This is a genomic window from Ralstonia sp. 1138, assembly GCF_040544795.1.
Taxonomy (GTDB): Bacteria; Pseudomonadota; Gammaproteobacteria; order Burkholderiales; family Burkholderiaceae; genus Ralstonia; species Ralstonia flatus.
Genome location: NZ_JBEPKQ010000007.1, coordinates 1 through 20,220 on the forward strand (window position 1 = coordinate 1; position 20,220 = coordinate 20,220).

Below are 20,220 nucleotides of genomic sequence, written 5' to 3' on the forward strand. Positions count from 1 at the left end.
TTTGCTTGTTAAAGAACTTCGCGGTCAACTTTGTTCACCGCGTCGCTGCGTTGTCTGCAGCAGAGAAACGAGATTATGCAGAGCTTTTTCGTCGCCGTCAACAACTCGTCGAAGAATTTTTATCCATCAACTCGCTGCCAACTACCACTTGATCCACCGCCAATCGCCTACCACTCAATCGACCGCAAACCCGCTCTACACCTGCTTCTCCACCACTCAACACCACCACCGTCACTTGCGTTTCGGCGCTGTGTTTTGCAGCGAGGGGCGAACTATAGGCGGGTTCCTGGAGCTTGGCAACACCTTTGTCGTGACAGGCTGATGACGCGTTCGTGAAGAATAGCCACCAGCCCAGTCTACGCATGGGATTGCGGCCGCAAAGGACTCGCAAGACGCAGCCCGAGATACCCGATGCCGTTACTCGGGTATTCCCGAGGTCACCCGGCTGGACTGCCCTTATTGGTGCTTGAACGTAGCGGCACGCTTTTCGACGAACGCGCGCATGCCTTCCTTCTGGTCTTCGGTGGCGAACGTGGCGTGGAACAGGCGGCGCTCCAGATGGACGCCTTCGCTGAGCGAGGTCTCGTAGGCCGCGTTGATCGACTCTTTGATCATCATGACCGTGGGCAGCGAGAAGCCGGCAATGGTTTCCGCGGCTTGAATGGCTTCGTCGAGCAGCTTGTCGGCGGGAATGACGCGGGAGACCAGGCCGGCGCGCTCGGCTTCTTCGGCGCCCATCATGCGGGCCGTCAAGCAGAGGTCCATGGCCTTGGCCTTGGAGACGGCGCGCGGCAGGCGCTGCGTGCCGCCTGCGCCAGGCATGGTGCCGAGCTTGATTTCCGGCTGGCCGAATTTGGCGGTGTCGGCGGCGAGGATGATGTCGCACATCATGGCCAGTTCACAGCCGCCGCCGAGCGCGTAGCCGGCCACCGCGGCGATCACCGGCTTGCGGATGCGGCGAATGGTTTCCCAGTTGCGCGTGATGTATTCGTTCTTATAGACGGTGGCGAAGTCGTAATCGGCCATGGCGCCGATATCCGCGCCGGCGGCAAACGCCTTTTCGCTGCCGGTAATGACGATGGCGCCGACGTTGGCGTCGACGTCGAAGGCGAGCAGCGCGGTGCCAAGTTCGTCCATGAGCGCATCGTTGAGGGCATTCAGCGCCTTCGGACGATTGAGCGTAATAAGACCAACGCGACCGCGCGTTTCGACCAGAATGTTTTCGTAGGACATGGAAGCTCCAGTTGGAATGGATGTAATATTAGCCGACCAACCGGTCGGTTAATCAATGAACCGATGACCGAGGAGGAGACAAGATGACCAGCCCGACCATTCTGCTTGACTGGCATGAACACGTGGCCACCATCACGCTGAACCGGCCCGATCAGCTCAACAGCTTCACGGCCGGCATGCACCGGGAACTGCGCGAAGCGCTGGATAAGGTGGAGCGCCAGCGCGCCCGCGCCTTGATTCTGACCGGAGCGGGACGCGGCTTCTGCGCAGGGCAGGATCTCTCCGAACTCAATGTCACGCCCGGGCAGATGACCGACCTGGGCCAGCTCATCGACGAACAATTCAACCCGCTGGTGCGCCGTCTGCGTGCCATGCCCCTGCCGGTGATTGCCGCCGTGAACGGCGTGGCCGCCGGCGCGGGCGCCAACCTGGCGCTGGCGTGCGACATCGTGATGGCCGCCGAGAACGCGTGCTTCCTCCAGGCCTTTGTAAAGATCGGGCTGCTGCCGGATTCGGGCGGGACGTGGTTCCTGCCGCAGCGCATCGGCGTGGCGCGGGCGATGGGGCTGGCGATGCTGGGGGAAAAGCTCGACGCCAAGACGGCGCTCGCCTGGGGCCTGATCTGGGGCGTTTATCACGACGCCAAGATCCTGATGACCGAAGTGAATTGCATGGCCGACCATCTGGCCAAGCAACCGACCCGCGCACTGGCCGCCATCAAGCGCGCCATGCACGCGGCGCCCACACAGTCGCTGGACGCTCAACTGGACCTGGAGCGCGACCTGCAGCGCGAACTCGGCAATTCCCGCGACTATGCAGAAGGCGTGGACGCCTTCCTGAACAAGCGCGTAGCCCATTTCACCGGCGAATAAGGACATCAGCGTGACGGAAACGACCCTCCACGATGCGCAGGCGCTGGCTGAAGCCGCCTGCAAAAGCATGTTCGACGCCGATGCCTGCACGCGCTGGCTCGGCATGCGCGTGGAGGCGGTCGCGCCGGGCTATGCCCGGCTGTCCATGACGGTGCGGCCTGAATTCCTCAACGGGCACCGCACCTGTCATGGCGGATTGATCTTCACGCTGGCCGATTCGGCTTTCGCGTTTGCCTGCAACAGCCATAACCACAACACGGTGGCGGCTGGGTGCAGCGTCGAATTCCTGCGCCCGGCGCACGGCGGCGACATCCTCACAGCCGAGGCGACCGAGCAGGTCTTGTCCGGCCGCCATGGCATCTACGACGTACGCGTGACAAACCAGGCCGGCGAGGTGGTCGCCATGTTTCGCGGCAAGTCTGCACAGATTCGCGGCCAGGTCATTCCGGTCCCGGCAGCCCAGAACCCTAGTTAGACCTCGATATAAAGCCCTCCACAAAACCGCATCACCATTAGAGGACGCCTCAGAACCTGTTCACGATCCGTAGCGAGCGGCCCGACGTTGGCCCGAGAAGCGCAACCGTACGTGGGTACGGTGAGCATCGCAGGGCCAAGATCGGGACGCGCAGTAGGATCGTGAGCAGGTTCGCACGACGGCGCCCCGAGGAGACCACATGCGCCCCCGCTCGACCGACCTGCCGCTCGATCCGATCGAGACGGCCAGCCGTGACGCCATCCAGGCTCTGCAGCTTGAACGCCTGAAGCGCAGCCTCGCGCATGCGTATGAGAACGTGCCCGCCTACCGGGCCAAGTTCGACGCGGCGCGCGCGCATCCGTCGGATTTGCAGTCGCTTGCCGATCTGGCGAAGTTTCCGTTCACGACCAAGACTGATCTGCGCGACAACTATCCGTTCGGCATGTTCGCGGTGCCGCAGGACCGGATCGCACGCATCCACGCGTCGTCGGGCACGACCGGCAAACCCACGGTGGTCGGCTACACGCTGGCGGACATCGACACATGGGCCGGCTTGGTGGCGCGCTCGATCCGGGCGGCGGGCGCCCGGCGCGGCGACAAGGTCCACGTGAGCTACGGCTACGGCCTGTTCACCGGGGGCCTGGGCGCGCATTACGGCGTGGAGCGTGCGGGGCTGACGGCCATCCCGTTCGGCGGCGGGCAAACCGAGCGGCAAGTGCAGCTCATCTGCGATTTTCAGCCGCAGATCATCATGGTCACGCCCAGCTACATGCTGGCGATTGCCGACGAGTTCGAACGCCAGGGCATGGACCCGGCCGCGTCGAGCCTGCAGATCGGCATCTTCGGCGCCGAGCCTTGGACCCCCGAAATGCGCAGCGCCATCGAAGCGCGCATGGGGCTTTCAGCGGTCGATATCTACGGCCTGTCGGAAGTCATGGGGCCGGGCGTTGCCAGCGAATGCGCCGAAACCAAGGACGGCCCGACCATCTGGGAAGACCACTTCTATCCGGAGATCATCGATCCGAACACCGGCGAGGTGCTGCCCGACGGCGAGTTCGGCGAACTGGTCTTCACGTCGCTGACCAAGGAGGCGATGCCGGTGGTGCGCTATCGCACGCGCGATCTGACACGCCTGTTGCCAGGCACGGCGCGACCGGGCTTCCGGCGCATGGAAAAAATCACCGGGCGCTGCGACGACATGATGATCGTGCGCGGTGTGAACGTGTTCCCATCGCAGATCGAGGAATTGATCCTGAAGCACGCGACGCTGTCGCCGCACTACCAGTGCGTGCTGGGCAAGGAAGGACCGTTGGATACGCTGACGGTGCGCATCGAGGCGGCGCTCGGCGCGTCGGCGGACGCGGCCAACTCGGCAAGCAGCCAACTGGCGCACGACATCAAGTCGTTGATCGGCGTGACCGCCGCGATCGAGATTCTGGCGAGCGGCGGGATCGAGCGCTCGGTCGGCAAGGCGCGCCGCGTGGTGGACTTGCGGCGCGCTTAGCCCGCCTCGCTTCTTTTTAGCGGGTGGCGACGCCGACGCTGCCGCCCTTCGGCACGAGCACCCACAGGCGCCCCGCCTGCTTCATGCGCCCGGCCAGATCGCCGGCGGCGTCGCCATGGCCGAAGTAATAGTCGGCACGCACGGCACCGCGAATGGCGGAACCCACGTCCTGCGCAAAAACGAGCTTCTGGATCGGATCGGTCGACAGCGGTTTGGTCGTCGACAGGAACACCGGCGAGCCCAGCGGAATGTACGTCGGGTCGACTGCGATCGAGCGTTCGTCCGTGAGCGGTACGCCCAACTTGCCGATCGGGCCGCCCGTGTTGCCGGGCGTCTCGGCAAAGAACACGTAGCGCGGGTTGATGTTGAGCATCTCTTCCACGCGGCTCGGATTGGCACGCGCCCAGGCCTTGATGCCCTGCATGGTGGCCTGCACCGGCGTAATTTCGCCCATGTCGAGCAGCCAGCGCGCAAATGAACGGAACGGCTGGTTGTTCGTGCCGCCCACGCCCAGGCGCATGATGCCGCCCTCTTCCAGCTGGACCTGGCCCGAACCCTGAATCTGCAGGAACGCCGCTTCGACCGGATCGTCCACCCAGACAATTTCCTGCCCCTGCAGCGCCGGACTGCGGATCAACTGCGCGCGGGCCGGCAGCGTCTTGCCGCGCCACGCGGCGGGCATGCGGTACAGCGGCGTCTGATAGACACCGTGGCGGGTGCGCGAGCCGCGCAGCAGCGGTTCGTAATAACCGGTGATGAGGCCGCTGTCGGTGCCGTCGTCCTTCACCACGCGATACGGCGTGAAGTTGTCTTCAAAGAACACGCGCATGGCAATCGGGTCGCCGGCATCGACCATCAGGCCGGCGGTGCAGACACGTGACCAATCGGCGCGGCGCTTCATCGCCTGGCAGTTCGATTGCAGGGCGGGCCAGGCGGAGGCAAGGTCATCGGCAGTCCAGCCCGACACATCGGCCCAGGTAGCGGGGGCCAGATGCCCGCCGAGCGTGCCTGTGGGCGCTTGCGGCGTTTCGACGCGCGGCGGCGGCCCGCTCGTGCAGGCTGCCAGCATTGCGGCGACCAGGGCTGCGGCAAAGGAACCAAACCGGGCAGCCCATCGGCGGCGCAGAGCGTTGCGGGCTGGTGTCAATGCGTCCAAGGTTGCTGCTGTCATGCGTGTTTCATCCTGTCCGGTGCGGCCGCGGGCTTGGCTACAATGCCTCGCACCCGAGCTTCCCGCCATCGACCATGAGCCAATTCTTTGAAAACCATCCGATGATGCTGTTCGGCCTGGAGGCCGGCATGGCGCTGTTCCTGCTGATCTTCATCGTGGTCTGGACGATGTCGGGCGCCAAGAAGCATCCGCGCCCGCTGCGTGCGCCGCCCGAGCATCCGTCGCGCCACGGCGACGCTGCCAAGCCTTCGCAATCGACCGACGCAGCGCCAAAAGATTCTCAAGCCGCCAATTCCGACGCGCCCTGATTCCCGATCAGTGCAGCATGCGCGGCATCACCAGCGCAAATTCGGGGATGGGCGCCTCGAAACGGTGGCCATCTTCGGCCACGCAGAAATATTCGCCGCGCATCGTACCCACGGGCGTCTTGATGGTCGCCCAGCTCGTGTACTCGAACGATTCACCTGGCGGCAGCAGCGGCTGATGCCCGACCACGCCGAGGCCGTTCACTTCCTGCACCTGCTCTTCGGCGTCGGTAATCACCCAGTGGCGTGAGATGAGCTGGCTCGGCACGTCGCCCGTATTGCGAATGGTGATGGTGTAGGCGAAGGCGTAGCTGCCCTGCTCCGGCTCGGATTGCTCCGGCAGGTAGCGCGTCCGGACCTGGACGGTGAGTTCGTAGCTCGGCATGACGATCCACAATAAGAATGGCGCCCATTGTGCGGCATGGCCGTGGCACCGGCAAGGCACGAGCGGACGGCCGATCCGGCTAAAATAGCGACCTCCTTTGCGCCTGCGCGCGCCTTATCCGTCTCCCATCATGTCTGTCGCCATCGATCCGTCCGGTTTCCGCATCGCCCCGTCCATCCTGTCCGCCGACTTTGCCCGCCTGGGCGAAGAAGTGCGCCGCGTGCTCGAATCGGGCGCCGACTGGATCCACTTCGATGTGATGGACAACCACTACGTGCCGAACCTGACCGTCGGCCCGCTGGTCTGCGAGGCGATTCGGCCGCACGCACAAAAGGACGGCAAGCCGGTGCCGATCGACGTGCACCTGATGGTCAGCCCTGTCGATCGCATCATTCCGGACTTCGCCAAGGCCGGCGCCGACCTGATCACCTTTCACCCGGAAGCTTCCGAGCACATCGACCGCTCACTGGCGCTGATCCGCGACAACGGCTGCAAGGCCGGCCTGGTGTTCAACCCGGCCACGCCGCTGCACTACCTGGATCATGTGATGGACCGCTTGGACATGGTGCTGATCATGTCGGTCAACCCCGGCTTCGGCGGCCAGTCGTTCATTCCCGAAGCGCTGAACAAGCTGCGCGCGGTGCGCCAGAAGCTCGACGCATACCAGGAAAAGACCGGCCGCAAGATCCTGCTGGAAATCGACGGGGGCGTGAAAGCCGACAACATCGCCGAGATTGCCAAGGCCGGCGCCGACACCTTCGTCGCCGGTTCGGCCGTGTTCGGCAAGCCGGATGCGGATGGCGGCTACCGCGGCACCGTTGGCGCGCTGCGCCAGGCCCTGGCTGGCGTGACGGCATGACGGGCACGCTGCCGGCCGGGACTGTCCGAGGCGTCATCATCGATCTGGACGGGACGATGGTCGACACGGCCGGCGACTTCCACGCCGCCATCAACGCCATGCTCAAGGCGCTGGGCGCCACGCCGGACATGCCGGCCGAGGAAGTGGTGGGCTATGTCGGCAAGGGGTCGGAAAACCTCGTGCGGCGCGTGCTCGACGCACGCCTGCCCCCTGCCCAGGCCAACAGCCGCTTTGCAGAGGCTCTTGAGGCATATCAGCGCGCGTACATCGCGATCAACGGCCAGTACGTAAATGTCTACGACGGCGTGCGCGAAGGGCTGGCCGCATTGCGCGACCTCGGTCTGGCGCTTGCATGCGTGACCAACAAGCCACACGATTTCACGCAGCCGCTGCTCGCGCAACTGGGGCTGGATGCCAGCTTCGACCTGGTCTACCCCGGCGACGCGTTCCCGTACCGCAAACCCGACCCCTATCCGATGCTGCGCGTGGCCGAGGCGTTTGGCCTGGCGCCGGCTGAAATCGTGGCCATCGGCGACTCGGAAAACGACGCCCGGGCGGCCCGCGCGGCCGGCATGCGGGTGCTTGCGGTGCCGTATGGCTACAACCACGGCCAGCCTATACAGGACGCCGGAGCCGATGCTATAGTCGACACACTTTTTGCGGCAGCCGAGTTGATCCGGCCCTATGCAGAGCCACACAACACAGTCTCTGCCGCTTCCAACTGACGATCCATGTTCCTGAATCGCAAACGCGTCGACGCTGGTGGTGACCGGGGGGCCTGGCCCTGGCGGCCCTGGCACGCCCTCGTCCGGGCGTAAGCGTTTGCACGGCTGCTGATCGTTCTTCCCCGGTTTCGGCATTCTGGCGCGTCATGAGCGCGCCGCCCAAGCCACCCTCGCGTCTCCTGCCCCAAACGCTGACCGCCCGCCGGTCTTCCGCCTGCCCGCTATCGGCTGCGGACGACCCTTGCGGGATCGCACGGTCGCTTTTACGACGTTCGCGCGTTCCCATCCCTGATGTTCTGCTAACGTTCCGACGGCATCATCGACGCTCTTGCGTTTGCCGTGGACCGAACGCATGCCGGCGGGCGAGCACCTGCCCGCCCGGCGAATCGACCTGACCGCTCATGACCGAACTCGAATTCAAATCGCTGGCCGACCAGGGCTACAACCGCATTCCGCTGATTGCCGAGGCACTGGCCGACCTGGAGACGCCGCTGTCGCTGTATCTGAAGCTGGCGCAATCGCACGACCGGGGCACGCACACGTTCCTGCTGGAATCGGTGGTGGGCGGCGAGCGCTTCGGACGCTACTCCTTCATCGGCCTGCATGCGCGCACGCTGCTGCGCGTGAAGGGCAATCGCACGGAAGTCGTGACCGACGGCAAGGTGGTGGAAACCAACGAAGGCAATCCGCTGGACTTCATCGCCGCCTTCGAGCGCCGCCAGAAGGTTGCGCTGCGCCCGGGCCTGCCGCGCTTCTGTGGCGGCCTGGCCGGCTATTTCGGCTACGACGCCGTGCGCTTCATCGAGCCCCGCCTGGCTGAAACCGCCCCGCCCGACGATCTGCAACTGCCCGACATCCAGCTCATGCTGTGCGAAGAGCTGGCCGTGATCGACAACCTGTCCGGCAAGCTCTACCTGATCGTCTACGCCGATCCGTCGAAGCCCGAGGCGTATTCACACGCCAAGCAGCGCCTGCGCGCGTTGCGCACCAAGCTGCACCAGCCGGTGGACGTGCCGGTGACGTCGCCGTCGGTGCGCACCGACACCATCCGCGAGTTCGACAAGGCGGACTACATCACCGCCGTGCTCAAGGCCAAGGAATACATCGCCGCCGGCGACATGATGCAGGTGCAGATCGGCCAGCGCCTGGTCAAGCCGTTCCGCGATGCGCCGCTGTCGCTGTACCGCGCGCTGCGTTCGCTGAATCCGTCGCCGTACATGTACTTCTACAACTTCGGCGACATGCAGATCGTCGGCGCGTCGCCGGAAATCCTGGTGCGCCAGGAAGAGCGCCGCATCCCGGCATCCACCAACGGCAACGGCGCCGACGAATCCGCCCGCATCGTGACGATCCGCCCGCTGGCCGGCACGCGCCCGCGCGGCAACACGCCCGAGCGCGACGCCGAACTCGCCACCGAGCTGCTCAACGACCCGAAGGAAATCGCCGAGCACGTCATGCTGATCGACCTGGCACGCAACGACATCGGCCGCATTGCCGAGATCGGCTCGGTCAAGGTGACGGACCAGATGGTCATCGAGAAGTATTCGCACGTGCAGCACATCGTCAGCTCCGTCGAGGGGCGCCTGAAACCCGGCATGACCAACATGGACGTGCTGCGCGCGACCTTCCCGGCGGGCACGCTGTCGGGCGCGCCCAAAGTGCGCGCGATGGAAATCATCGACGAGCTGGAGCCGGTCAAGCGCGGCATCTACGGCGGCGCGGTGGGCTACCTCTCGTTCTCGGGTGAGATGGATCTGGCGATCGCCATCCGCACCGGCATCATCAAGGACGGCAATCTCTATGTGCAGGCCGCCGCCGGCGTGGTGGCCGATTCGGACCCGGATGCCGAATGGAGGGAGACCGAACACAAGGCGCGCGCCGTGCTGCGTGCGGCCGAGCAAGTGCAAGACGGCCTCGACGCCGATTTCTGAGGTTAAGGAGACCACCATGCTGTTGATGCTCGATAACTACGACTCCTTTACCTACAACATCGTCCAGTACTTCGGCGAACTCGGCCAGGATGTGCACACGGTGCGCAACGACGAGATCACGATCGAAGAGATCGAAAAGCTGAACCCGGAGCGCATCTGCCTGTCGCCCGGCCCGTGCACGCCGACCGAAGCCGGCATCCTCGTGCCGGCGCTCAAGCACTTTGCGGGGCGCGTGCCCATCCTGGGCGTGTGCCTCGGACACCAGGCGATTGCCGATGCGTTTGGCGGCCGCGTGATTCGCGCGCAGAAAGTGATGCACGGCAAGGTCAGCACCATCGAAAACACCGGCGTGGGCGTGTTCGCCAACCTGCCGCGCCATTTCAAGGTGACGCGCTATCACTCGCTTGCCATTGAGCGCGAAACGCTGCCCGACTGCCTGGAAATTACCGCCTGGACCGAAGACGGCGAAATCATGGGCGTGCGCCACAAGACGCTGCCGGTGGAAGGTGTGCAGTTCCACCCGGAATCGATCCTGTCGGAACACGGCCACGCGCTGCTCGGCAATTTCCTGAAGGAACGCCTCTGATGCGCCGCGCGTGCGCGATGGTGCTGGCGATGATGGCAAGCCTGCCGGCAATGGCCGGCACGCTGGACGCCTGCCGGGCCGCCCAGCCCGAGGCCGGCAACGTCGCCCAATGCGTGCAGACCGCACGCAAGGCGGCACAGACCGAACTGGCGTCGGCCGAATCGACACGCCGCACCGCGCTGCGCGCCCGCATGGCTACCAACAAAGGCATGGACCGCGGCGCCGCCATGGCGTTCGACCGCACCGTGCGCGCACACCAACTCTATCGACAGGCCGAATGCGACCTGTCCCGCCGCCTGGCCCGCAATGCGCCCGATGCCGACCTGGCAGAAGCCGCATGCGAGGCTGACCTTTCGCGCGAGCGCATCGGCGCCTTGCGCGACGCCGCACAGCCGGTCACCCCGGCTGCGGCTCCGGCAGCGCCCAACTGAATACGGAACGACCATGTCCATCACTCCGCAAGAAGCGCTCGTCCGCTGTATCGAACACCGGGAAATCTTCCACGACGAAATGCTGCACCTGATGCGGCTCATCATGCGCGGCGAGATGTCGCCCGTCATGGCAGCCGCCATCACCACGGGGCTGCGCGTCAAGAAAGAGACCATCGGCGAAATCGCGGCCGCTGCCACCGTCATGCGCGAATTCGCCACCAAGGTCGACGTGCCCGCTGAGGTGTCCGACCACTTTGTCGACATCGTCGGCACGGGCGGCGACGGCGCCAACACGTTCAACATCTCCACCGCCTCGATGTTCGTAGCGGCGGCGGCCGGCGCGCGCATCGCCAAGCACGGCGGGCGCGGCGTCAGTTCCAAGTCGGGCAGTGCCGATGTGCTCGAAGCGCTGGGCGTGAACATCATGCTCACGCCCGAGCAGGTGGCCGAATCGATCGAGACGGTCGGCATCGGCTTCATGTTCGCTCCCAACCACCACCCGGCCATGAAGAACGTCGCCCCGATCCGCAAGGAACTGGGCGTGCGCACGATCTTCAACATCCTGGGGCCGCTGACCAACCCGGCCGGCGCGCCGAACATCCTGATGGGCGTGTTCCATCCGGACCTGGTCGGCATTCAGGTGCGCGTAATGCAGCGCCTGGGGGCCAAGCACGCGGTGGTCGTCTACGGCAAGGACGGCATGGATGAGGTGTCCCTGGGCGCCGCCACGCTGGTCGGGGAACTCAAGGACGGCGTGGTCACCGAATACGAAATCCACCCGGAAGACTTCGGGTTGCAGATGGTCTCCAACCGCAGCCTGAAAGTCGCCGACGCCGACGAATCCAAAGCCATGCTGATCGAAGCGCTCGAGAACAAGCCCGGCACGCCGCGCGAGATCGTCTCGCTCAACGCGGGTGCTGCGCTGTACGCAGCCAACATCGCCGGCTCGATCGGCGACGGCATGAAGCTGGCCCGCGAAGCGATCGCCTCGGGCGCCGCGCGCGCCAAGCTCGACGAACTCGTGCGCGTCACCAACCAGTTCAAAGCCTGATATGTCCGACATCCTGCAGAAGATCCTGGCCGTGAAGGCCGAAGAAGTCGCCGCCGCGCGCAAGCACCGCGACCTGCCCAGCGTGCGCGCCGAAGCCGAAGCCAACCGCAACGACAGCACGCTCGGGGCCCGCGGCTTTGCCGGGGCCATCCGCGACAAGATCGCCGCCGGCAACGCGGCGGTCATCGCCGAAGTGAAAAAGGCGTCGCCGTCCAAGGGCGTGCTGCGCCCGAACTTCAAGCCCGCTGACATCGCCCGCAGCTATGCGGAGCACGGCGCGGCGTGCCTGTCGGTGCTGACCGACGAGCAGTTCTTCCAGGGCCACGCCGACTACCTGCGTGAAGCCCGCGCCGCCTGCACGCTGCCGGTGCTGCGCAAGGATTTCATGGTGGATCTGTACCAGGTGTACGAAGCGCGCTCGTGGGGTGCCGACTGCATCCTGCTGATCGTCGCCGCGCTGGACCAGGGCCTGATGGAAGAACTCGAAGCGTGCGCGCTGGAACTCGGCATGGACGTACTGGTGGAAGTGCACGACGGCCACGAGCTAGACCGCGCGCTGCGTCTGCAAACACCGCTGATGGGTGTGAACAACCGCAACCTGCGCACGTTCGAAACGTCGCTCGACACCACGCTCGGCCTGCTCAAGCACATGCCGGACGATCGCATCGTCGTCACGGAATCCGGCATCCTCACGCCCGACGACGTGCGCAAGATGCGCGCCGCCGCCGTCAACGCGTTCCTCGTCGGCGAAGCCTTCATGCGTGCAGACGACCCGGGCGCCGAACTGGCCCGCCTGTTCGCCTGAGCGCCACACCATGGCCCGCGAGATTGAACTGAAGCTGGCCGTATCGGCCGGCACGCACGACGCGCTGGTCGGCTGGCTGGATGCCAATGCGCAGGCGGCCGGCTCGGTGGAATTGGCGAACGTCTACTACGACACACCCGACCAGGCGCTGGCACGCAGCCGCGCCGCGCTGCGCGTGCGCCGTCAGGGCAGCCAATGGCTGCAAACGCTGAAGACCGCAGCCGTGAGTACGTCTGGTTTGAGCGCCCGCCACGAATGGGAGGTGCCGCTGCAGAACGACGCACTGTCCGTCGATGCCTTCGCTGCCAACCACGCCGCCGAAGCCGCCGACTATGTCCGCCCGCATGCGGCCGCGCTCGTCCCGCTGTTCCGCACCGACTTCACACGCCGCCTGTGGCGTGTCGCAGCGGATGGCGGTGAGATCGAGATCGCGTTGGATGCCGGCGCCATCCTGATCCCCGGCACCCAGGCACGCGAGCCGATCGACGAACTGGAGCTTGAGTGGAAGCCGGCCGCCGGCAGCACGCTCGCCGAAGACGCGATTGCCGAACGCCTGCACGCCTGGACGCAGAAGCTGCGCGCCGCCGTGGCCGGGCTCACGCCGCTCGACATCAGCAAGGCGCAACGCGGCTACCAGCTGCGCGCGAAAGCCACTGGGGGCCAGCGGTGACGCGACGCGCGAATCCGGCGCAAGCCGCTCTTTTCGACGAACCGGCAGCAGACACGACCGCCGTAGGTTTCACCCCGCTGGCCCAGCAGTTCGATGCCCTGCCCGCCGACTGGAAGGCAATCCTCACGCCCTGTATCGCGCAGACCAACTGGCCAGAGCTATGCGCCTTTGTCGATGGTGAGCGCGCCGCCGGCAAGCCGATCTTTCCGACGGATGTTTTCCGTGCGCTGCACCTGACGTCGGTGGATGATGTGCGCGTTGTCATCCTCGGCCAGGATCCGTATCACGGCACGGGCACTGTCGATGGCCGGGAGATTCCGCAGGCGCATGGGCTGGCGTTTTCGGTGCCGGCCGGTGTGCGCGTGCCCCCGAGCCTGCGCAATATCTACAAGGAAATCGAAGCGGAATTCGGCTGCAAGCTGCCGGGCACCTCCGGCAACCTGGAGGGCTGGGCACAGCAAGGCGTGCTGCTGCTGAACACGGTGCTCACCGTCGAGCAAGGCCAGGCCGCAAGCCACGCCAAGCGCGGGTGGGAACGCATCACCGATTGCCTGCTGGAGCAGCTCGCGCGCGTCGGCCACAAGCGCGTGTTCATGCTGTGGGGTAGCCACGCACAGGCCAAACGGGCGTTGCTGTCGGACGGGCACCTGGTGCTGGAGGCGCCGCACCCGTCGCCGCTGTCCGCGCATCGGGGGTTCTTGGGGTGCGGGCATTTCAAGACGGCCAATGATTGGCTGGCGGCGCAGCACCAACCGACCATCGACTGGCTGAAACCGCAGGCCACCTGAACCGCAGCGGCCACGCAGCCCCATTGAGGAGCCGCCAAGCGCCGGCCTTGACCGCCTGGGGGCCGGGTTCGGCGCTCCAAGGCTCGACTTCGAGTCTCCGAGGCCCGGCTTCGACTCTCCGAGGCCCAACGGTGACGATCCGAAGGTCGTCTTCGACTGTCTGAGGGTCGCGCTCGACTCTCCGAGGCTCAAATTCGAGTCTTTTCGGCTCGCGTTTGAGTCTTCAAGATCCGCCCTCGGCCCTCCGAGACTCGACTTCGGCCCTCTAACGCTGACCTTTGACGCTCGGATACTGGATGTCGACTGTCTGTAGCTGGACGTCGGCTCGTTGCGCCCCGTCGTGGAGGGACCGAGACTCAGCGCTGCCGCGGTGGAAGATCGCCGCCCGTGCCGAAGCCTGTCAGCCGCCGGCCGCTAGTCCTTCGAAATACGCAGCGCGCGCCCGAGCGCACCGCAGCGCAATGCGATCTTGGACGTGTCGGCCCGAAGCGCCTGCAGGCGGCGCTCCAGCAGGTGCATCGCCGACAGCGATTCCGATTCGGCCGCAGCGTCGACCATGCGCGAGCGTGCCGACTGATCGGCGAAGTCGGCTGCGCCCAGCTCCTGCGTGTCGCGCGGGCGCACGCCCCACCCGCCTTCGTGGACGGCCTGGTCGAAGCGCTCCTTGGCGCGCGTCAGGCTTTCGAGCGCGGCTTCTGCCGTTTGCTCGACCAGCGCCCGCGTATCGGCCTCGTCCAGTTCCTGCGCGCGTTGCCGCACAAGAATGCGCACCGCCGCGACGTGCGCCGCCACGAGGTAGTTCTGCACGATGAAGCGGTTCAGGTTGTCGACGGCGCGGTGCCGGCTCTTGGGCTCGTCGAGCATGCGCGCAAAGGCTGCGATGAGCCCAGTGAGCGATTCCATGAACTGCTTGCGCTGCACGCGATAGGCGAAGTCGTCCTTGAGCGTGCCGAGCAGCAAGTCGCGCGCGGCTTCGATAAAGCGGCGGTTGGTGCGCAGCACGTCGTCCACCAGCTTGGGCAGGTTGCGGTATTCCCAGCTCGGCAGGACGTAGCTGAACGCGGTGGCGATGGCCGCCCCGATCAGCGTGTCGACCAAGCGTTCGCCAATGGCGCCCTTGCTGCCCGGCAGCAGCAGGTTGATCTGGATGAGCACCTGCACGCACGCCGCAATGGCCGTGTAGCGGTAGCGCACGGTGACGAACGCGGCGCTGGCGGCCGTCGACAGGTACAGCACGCCCATCAGGATCCACGTCGAATGGGTGAAGCGCAGGATCACCGCGGCGATCACGCAGCCGATCAGCGTGCCAAGCACCCGGTCGAAGTTGCGCTGGCGCGTCATGCTGAAGGTCGGCTTGAGGATGACGACGATGGTCAGCAAGACCCAGTAGCCGTGCGAGCTATACGGAAGATGGTCGGCAATCCACAGCCCCGCCGCGACGGCCATGGAAATGCGCAGCGCAAAGCGCAGCACCGGTGAGCGCCACGTCAACTCTTCCAACACCAGACGCAGCTCGTACTTCTGACGCGTGAGAAACGGTGTCATGTCGGGGCGCAGCAGCACCTGCGACAGCTCGACCGGCGTGGCGGTGGCAGCGTGCAGCTGCGCCATGAGGCGGATCGCGCCCCGCACCGTCGCCACGGATTCTTCGAGCGCGGCAATCGCCTCCATCGGCACGCCGTGATGGTTCTGCTGCAGTTCGTGCAACGCGTCTTCAATGGCGGCGACTTCGCGGTCGTACGACAGCGGGGTGGGCGACGGCCGGTCACGGCCAACGGCATAGGCCACGCCTTCGATGTCCATGCGCATGCGTTCGATCACGTCGCGCAGCAGACGCATCACCTCGGCATCGGCCAGCCACTGGCGCAGCAGCGGGTAATCGGTATTGGACGACAGCAAATACTCGTAGATGTCGAGCATCCGCATGTGGATCTGCACGAGACGGCCATCGCTGGCGGTGCGGTTGTCGCGGAAGACGAAATCGCGCGCCACCTGCTGCTTGTCGGCCACCGAAATCTGCTGGCGGACGAGCGCATTGAACTGCTCGTCGAAATCTTTCGACGCGTCGTAGAAGCCGGCCTTGCGTTCCACGTAGACGGCCAGTTCGTAGAGGCATTCAGCCAGTACCTGCTCTTTGATACGGCGGCGCTGGCCCCACGCCACCGCCATCGCAAACGCCATGTAGCCGATGGCGCCGAGGAAGAACTGCAGTGTGTGCTCCACGGCTTCGCGGAAGGCGAATTCCTCGGTGAACGTGAGCGTCATGACGAAGAGCGCCGCAAACTGCAGCGGCATCGTCTTGTTGCCGTACGCCACCATGAGCCCCGCCAGGAAGCTCACCACCACGATCACTGCCGGCAGGATCGCGTACGGCGTTGCCACCGCCACGAGAAACGTGACGGCCGTCGTCAAGAGCACGCACGCCATCATCTCGTTGAACTTGTGCCGCAGCGGGCTGGGCAAATCCATGAGGCTCGTGCACAGCGCGCCGATCGACACCACCATCGCGCCCTGCAGGTCCATCACCAGGAGCGCGAGCAGCGTCAGGCCGATCACGCCGGTGGCAGTACGGACGCCGCGCGAGACGTAATGGCTGTAGAGGAACGTGCGTGGATCGTGGACGTAGTCCATCGGGCTACGCGTCAGGCTGACTTGCCGCGTGCCGCACGCGTGCTGCGCGCCGCTGCCCGTTTGCCCAGCCATGCCGAGCGCAACGGCGAGGGCTCGGACGCGAGCGCCAGCGTGAACTGCGGGGTGGCATCCGCAGCCAGCGTGACGTCGAGCTGCATCAGTTCGTCGCGGCGGAACACGTGCACCGGCACCGTATCGCCGGCGCGGTGGCGCGCGAGCATCTTGTCGAGCTGGCCGGTCGGCACACGCAGGCCGTCCAGCGCGACGACGAGGTCGCCGGCAGACAGACCGCCTTGCTGCGCCGGGCTGCCGTCAAACACCTGCTGCAGCTTGACGTAGCCGTTCTCGGTGCCGGTCTTGACGCCCAGGGCAAGCGCGGGATCTGCCGCCTTGCGCGTGGCGCTCACGCCCATCGCCTTGAACAGCGCCGGCAGCGGCGGGTCGTCACGCCCCTCGGTCAACTGGCGGATCAGCGTGCGCAGGCGCACACCGGTGGTCTCTTCCATCAGGGTGATGAGCCCGGCTTCGGTCACGCCGCGCTGCGCGTGGCCGGCGGCGTAGAAGTCGCGGCCGTACGTTACCCACAGGGCACGCATCACGTCGTCGAGCGAACGTTCGCCGTGGGTCTGCGTGCGGATCGTCAGGTCCAGCGCCAGCGCCACCAGCGAGCCCTTGGTGTAGTAGCTGACGATGGCGTTGGGCGCGTTCTCATCCTGGCGGTAGTACTTCGTCCAGGCGTCGAACGAGCTTTCGGCCACGCTCTGCTTGAGGCGGCCGCTGCCGCGCAGCACGCCGTTCCACGTCTTGCCGAGCATCTCCAGATACTGCGCTTCGGAGATCAGGCCCGAGCGCACCAGCATCAGGTCGTCGTAGTAGCTCGTGAACCCTTCAAACAGCCACAGCAGCGGCGTGTGGACCTCGCGGTCGAGCGCGTACGGCACGAAGGTGGCCGGCTTGATGCGCTTGACGTTCCAGGTGTGGAAATACTCGTGGCTGACGAGGCCGAGGAAGGTGCGATAGCCCTCGGTGGTTTCATCGCGACCAGTGACGGGCAGATCGGCGCGCGCGCACATCAATGCGGTGCTGGCGCGGTGTTCCAGGCCGCCGTAGCCGTCGGTGGTGACCATCGTCATGAAGACGTAGCGGCGGTTGCTGTCGAGGAACGGCGCCGTGGCGGTCTGCGGCTCGAACAGGCGGATCTGCGCTTCGCAGATGCGCTTGAAATCGCGGGCGATGCGTTCCAGATCGAGGTTCGGCACACGGCCGGTAAAGACGGCGTCGTGCTGTGCGCCGCAGGCTTCGAACGACACCAGCTCGAACGCGCCCATCTCGACGGGGTGGTCGATCAGCTCGTCGTAATTGGCCGCTTCGTACCAGCCAAAACCGTAGCGCTTGGCGCCGGCCTTGCCCTGGACGCGGCCGGTCGCTTCGCGCAGCGCGGTGGCCACGCGCCAGCCGCGGTAGGCGTCTCCGGCGGGCGGCTGGATGTCGACGAGGCAGCGCTGGTCATCCGCGCCTTCCACGCGCAGGAACACCGACGTGCCGTTGAAGAAGCCGTGCGTGGCGTCCAGATGCGCGGCGCGCACCGACAAATCCCACGCATAGACGTCGTAGGAAATCGTCAGCGGCCCGGTGCACGGGGCGGCCCACCACGTGTGCTTGTCGACCTTGGTCAGGCGCACCGGCCGGTGGGCGGACGACGCCTCGATCCGCACGATGTTGCGCGCGAACTCGCGGATCATGTAGCTGCCCGGAATCCACGCCGGCAGCGAAAAGCGCTGGCCCTGGGCGTCGGGCGCGTCAACCGTGACGGTGACGGTGAAAACGTGCGCCTCGGGCGCGGCGGGGGCGATGGTGTAGCGGATCGGCTTCATGGCGGACATTGTAGCGTTGCCGTCCCACGCTGCCGAAGGCAAATCGTCCGCAAACCCGCCTGCCAGCCTATCGGTTGACGTCGACCACGACGCGCCCGCGCATCTTGCCGGCCATGATGTCGTGGGCAGCGTCGATGGCCTCCGACAGCGTCACTTCGCGCGTGATGGCAGCGAGGCGATCGGGCAGCAGATCGGCGGCCAGGCGCTGCCACGCGGTCTGGCGCAGCGCGCGCGGCGCCATCACGCTGTCGATGCCGCACAGCGTCACGCCACGCAGGATGAACGGCGCGACCGTGGCCGGAAAATCCATCCCCTGCGCCAGCCCGCACGCCGTGACCACGCCGCCATAGCGCACCTGTGCGCACGCGTTGACCAGCGTGTGCGAGCCCACCGAATCGACCACTGCCGCCCAGCGCTCTTTCTGCAAGGGCTTGCCCGGGGCAGACAGCTCTGCGCGGTCGATGACATCCGTCGCGCCGAGCGCCTGCAGAAAGTCGGCCTCGTTCGTCTTGCCGGTGGACGCCACCACGCGGTAGCCCAGCTTGCCGAGCAGCGCGATGGCGATCGAGCCCACGCCGCCCGACGCGCCCGTCACCAGGACTTCGCCGTCGCCGGGTTTCACGCCGGCACGCTCCAGCGCCAGCACGGAGAGCATCGCCGTGTAGCCGGCCGTGCCGATCGCCATGGCCTGCCGCGCGTCGAGCCCTGCCGGCAATGCGACCAGCCAATCGCCGGAAAGCCGGGCCTGCTGGGCAAGGCAACCCCAGTGCGTCTCGCCGACGCCCCAGCCGTTAAGCACCACCGCATCGCCCGTCCGCCAATCCGGATGCGACGAATCGAGCACGACGCCTGCGCCGTCGATACCGGCCACCATCGGCCACTTGCGCACGACGGGGCCTTTGCCGGTGATGGCCAGGCCGTCCTTGTAATTGATGGTCGACCAGTCCACGCGGATCAGTACGTCGCCGGCGGTCACGTCGTTGGCCAGCGCTTCGGGTGTGGACAACGCTGCGTCATCGAGGTCGACGATGTGGGCCAGGGACCCGCCATCCTGCTTTTCCAGCATCAGCGCGCGAAACGACATGCCAAGTCTCCGAAGGTGAGGTGAATGCAAGCGCCCAAAGAAAAAGCGCCGGATCGACCGGCGCTTCCTTCGTGCGAATTACGACTTCTTGAGCGCGGCGAACTTGCGCTCCAGCGTGGCCGCATCGATCAGGCCGGGCGCCCGCGAGCCATCCGGGAAGATGATGGCCGGCGTGCCCGTCACGTTGAGCTGTTGGCCGAGCTTCAGGTTGGCCTCGAGCGGCGTGTCGCAGGTGCCGGCGCCGCCCGGGGCGGTCTTGGCGGTCATCCAGTCACGCCAGGCCTTGGCGCGATCGGCCGAGCACCAGATCTGCTTGGCCTTGGTGTTCGAGTCTTCCGAGAGGATCGGGAACAGGAAGGTGTAGACGGTGACGTTGTCGACCTGCGTCAGCATCTGCTCCAGCTTGTGGCAGTACGGGCAGTTCGGATCGGAGAACACGGCGATCTTGCGTGCGCCGTTGCCCTTGACCCACTTCACGGCGCGGTCCAGCGGCAGGTCGGACCACTTCACGCGGTTCAGCTCGGCCAGGCGCTCTTGCGTGAGGTTGGTGGCGGTCTGCGTGTCGAGCAGGTCGCCGTTGAGCACGTAGCGGCCGGTGGCATCGCTGTAGACGACCTGGCTGCCGAGGTTGATCTCGTACAGGCCGGCCAGCGGCGACTTGGTGACGCTCTTGATCTCCACGTTCGGGCCCAGGGCCTTCTGCACGGTGGCCTTGACCTTGTCCAAGGCGGGCTCGGCGGCACCGGCGCTCAATACATAGCCCGCGCCAATGGCTGCCACTGCCACCGCAGAGGCGATGGCCGCCACCCGAATACGAAACGACATAACGACTCCTGGAAC

20 protein-coding genes are annotated in these 20,220 nt (G+C 65.9%); 13 read left to right on the plus strand and 7 right to left on the minus strand.

Annotated features, from left to right (window positions below; translation table 11 throughout):
* Window positions 1-456: 456 nt before the first annotated feature.
* Window positions 457-1,233: an enoyl-CoA hydratase gene (locus ABIC76_RS23545; RefSeq protein WP_354535430.1), complete on the minus strand. Its 777-nt coding sequence runs from the start codon at window positions 1,231-1,233 to the stop codon at window positions 457-459.
* 83 nt (window positions 1,234-1,316) lie between these two features.
* On the opposite strand from ABIC76_RS23545, the gene paaG reads away from it, so the two are divergent.
* The 3 genes from paaG to paaK all read left to right on the plus strand — a co-directional run bounded on the left by paaG (window position 1,317) and on the right by paaK (window position 4,084).
* A complete protein-coding gene (paaG, locus tag ABIC76_RS23550; RefSeq protein ID WP_027680166.1) occupies window positions 1,317-2,105 on the plus strand; it encodes a 2-(1,2-epoxy-1,2-dihydrophenyl)acetyl-CoA isomerase PaaG in 789 nt (262 codons plus the stop codon).
* 4 nt (window positions 2,106-2,109) lie between these two features.
* Window positions 2,110-2,580 carry a hydroxyphenylacetyl-CoA thioesterase PaaI gene (paaI, locus tag ABIC76_RS23555; RefSeq protein WP_354535488.1) on the plus strand — a complete coding sequence of 157 codons (471 nt, stop codon included), beginning with the start codon at window positions 2,110-2,112 and terminating at the stop codon, window positions 2,578-2,580.
* A 199-nt stretch (window positions 2,581-2,779) separates the two neighbouring features.
* Window positions 2,780-4,084, plus strand: coding sequence for a phenylacetate--CoA ligase PaaK (gene paaK, locus ABIC76_RS23560; protein ID WP_354535431.1), 1,305 nt, complete (start codon window positions 2,780-2,782; stop codon window positions 4,082-4,084).
* A gap of 16 nt (window positions 4,085-4,100) precedes the next feature.
* Here the strand turns inward: paaK and mltA are convergent, their stop codons facing one another.
* On the minus strand, window positions 4,101-5,255 hold the full coding sequence (gene mltA / locus ABIC76_RS23565) for a murein transglycosylase A (RefSeq protein ID WP_206274013.1): 1,155 nt from the start codon (window positions 5,253-5,255) through the stop codon (window positions 4,101-4,103).
* Window positions 5,256-5,329: 74 nt separating this feature from the next.
* On the opposite strand from mltA, the gene ABIC76_RS23570 reads away from it, so the two are divergent.
* The gene (locus tag ABIC76_RS23570) at window positions 5,330-5,563 is read left to right on the plus strand and encodes a hypothetical protein (protein ID WP_354535432.1); all 234 of its coding nucleotides are present in this window, start codon (window positions 5,330-5,332) and stop codon (window positions 5,561-5,563) included.
* Window positions 5,564-5,570: 7 nt separating this feature from the next.
* Here the strand turns inward: ABIC76_RS23570 and apaG are convergent, their stop codons facing one another.
* The gene (apaG, locus tag ABIC76_RS23575; RefSeq protein WP_012436492.1) at window positions 5,571-5,945 is read right to left on the minus strand and encodes a Co2+/Mg2+ efflux facilitator ApaG/CorD; all 375 of its coding nucleotides are present in this window, start codon (window positions 5,943-5,945) and stop codon (window positions 5,571-5,573) included.
* Between the two features lie 130 nt (window positions 5,946-6,075).
* Between apaG and rpe the strand changes: the two genes are divergently transcribed.
* The 9 genes from rpe to ABIC76_RS23620 all read left to right on the plus strand — a co-directional run bounded on the left by rpe (window position 6,076) and on the right by ABIC76_RS23620 (window position 13,791).
* Window positions 6,076-6,804, plus strand: coding sequence for a ribulose-phosphate 3-epimerase (gene rpe, locus ABIC76_RS23580; RefSeq protein ID WP_037027058.1), 729 nt, complete (start codon window positions 6,076-6,078; stop codon window positions 6,802-6,804).
* Entirely contained in the window at window positions 6,801-7,529 is a 729-nt protein-coding gene (locus ABIC76_RS23585) for a phosphoglycolate phosphatase (RefSeq protein WP_354535433.1), read from the plus strand. The genes rpe and ABIC76_RS23585 overlap by 4 nt, the downstream gene beginning before the upstream one ends.
* 401 nt (window positions 7,530-7,930) lie before the next feature.
* Window positions 7,931-9,460 (plus strand): anthranilate synthase component I, encoded by a 1,530-nt coding sequence (trpE, locus tag ABIC76_RS23590; protein ID WP_063392006.1) that lies wholly within the window; start codon window positions 7,931-7,933, stop codon window positions 9,458-9,460.
* Window positions 9,461-9,476: 16 nt separating this feature from the next.
* Entirely contained in the window at window positions 9,477-10,046 is a 570-nt protein-coding gene (locus tag ABIC76_RS23595; protein ID WP_102067495.1) for an aminodeoxychorismate/anthranilate synthase component II, read from the plus strand.
* Complete coding sequence (locus tag ABIC76_RS23600; protein ID WP_354535490.1) at window positions 10,043-10,477, plus strand: lysozyme inhibitor LprI family protein; 435 nt, start codon at window positions 10,043-10,045, stop codon at window positions 10,475-10,477. The genes ABIC76_RS23595 and ABIC76_RS23600 overlap by 4 nt, the downstream gene beginning before the upstream one ends.
* A 13-nt stretch (window positions 10,478-10,490) precedes the next feature.
* Entirely contained in the window at window positions 10,491-11,528 is a 1,038-nt protein-coding gene (gene trpD, locus ABIC76_RS23605; protein WP_102067493.1) for an anthranilate phosphoribosyltransferase, read from the plus strand.
* A 1-nt stretch (window position 11,529) separates the two neighbouring features.
* Complete coding sequence (gene trpC / locus ABIC76_RS23610) at window positions 11,530-12,333, plus strand: indole-3-glycerol phosphate synthase TrpC (RefSeq protein WP_354535434.1); 804 nt, start codon at window positions 11,530-11,532, stop codon at window positions 12,331-12,333.
* 10 nt (window positions 12,334-12,343) lie between these two features.
* Window positions 12,344-13,003 (plus strand): CYTH domain-containing protein, encoded by a 660-nt coding sequence (locus ABIC76_RS23615; RefSeq protein ID WP_354535435.1) that lies wholly within the window; start codon window positions 12,344-12,346, stop codon window positions 13,001-13,003.
* Entirely contained in the window at window positions 13,000-13,791 is a 792-nt protein-coding gene (locus ABIC76_RS23620) for a uracil-DNA glycosylase (RefSeq protein ID WP_354535436.1), read from the plus strand. The genes ABIC76_RS23615 and ABIC76_RS23620 overlap by 4 nt, the downstream gene beginning before the upstream one ends.
* A gap of 414 nt (window positions 13,792-14,205) precedes the next feature.
* Here ABIC76_RS23620 and ABIC76_RS23625 read toward each other — a convergent pair whose 3' ends face one another.
* The 4 genes from ABIC76_RS23625 to ABIC76_RS23640 all read right to left on the minus strand — a co-directional run bounded on the left by ABIC76_RS23625 (window position 14,206) and on the right by ABIC76_RS23640 (window position 20,205).
* Window positions 14,206-16,422, minus strand: coding sequence for an FUSC family protein (locus ABIC76_RS23625; RefSeq protein WP_102067513.1), 2,217 nt, complete (start codon window positions 16,420-16,422; stop codon window positions 14,206-14,208).
* 11 nt (window positions 16,423-16,433) lie between these two features.
* Entirely contained in the window at window positions 16,434-18,296 is a 1,863-nt protein-coding gene (locus ABIC76_RS23630) for a M61 family metallopeptidase (RefSeq protein WP_354535491.1), read from the minus strand.
* A 67-nt stretch (window positions 18,297-18,363) separates the two neighbouring features.
* Window positions 18,364-19,380: an acrylyl-CoA reductase (NADPH) gene (gene acuI, locus ABIC76_RS23635; RefSeq protein WP_354535437.1), complete on the minus strand. Its 1,017-nt coding sequence runs from the start codon at window positions 19,378-19,380 to the stop codon at window positions 18,364-18,366.
* Window positions 19,381-19,458: 78 nt separating this feature from the next.
* The gene (locus ABIC76_RS23640; RefSeq protein ID WP_009241994.1) at window positions 19,459-20,205 is read right to left on the minus strand and encodes a DsbC family protein; all 747 of its coding nucleotides are present in this window, start codon (window positions 20,203-20,205) and stop codon (window positions 19,459-19,461) included.
* Window positions 20,206-20,220 lie beyond the last annotated feature (15 nt).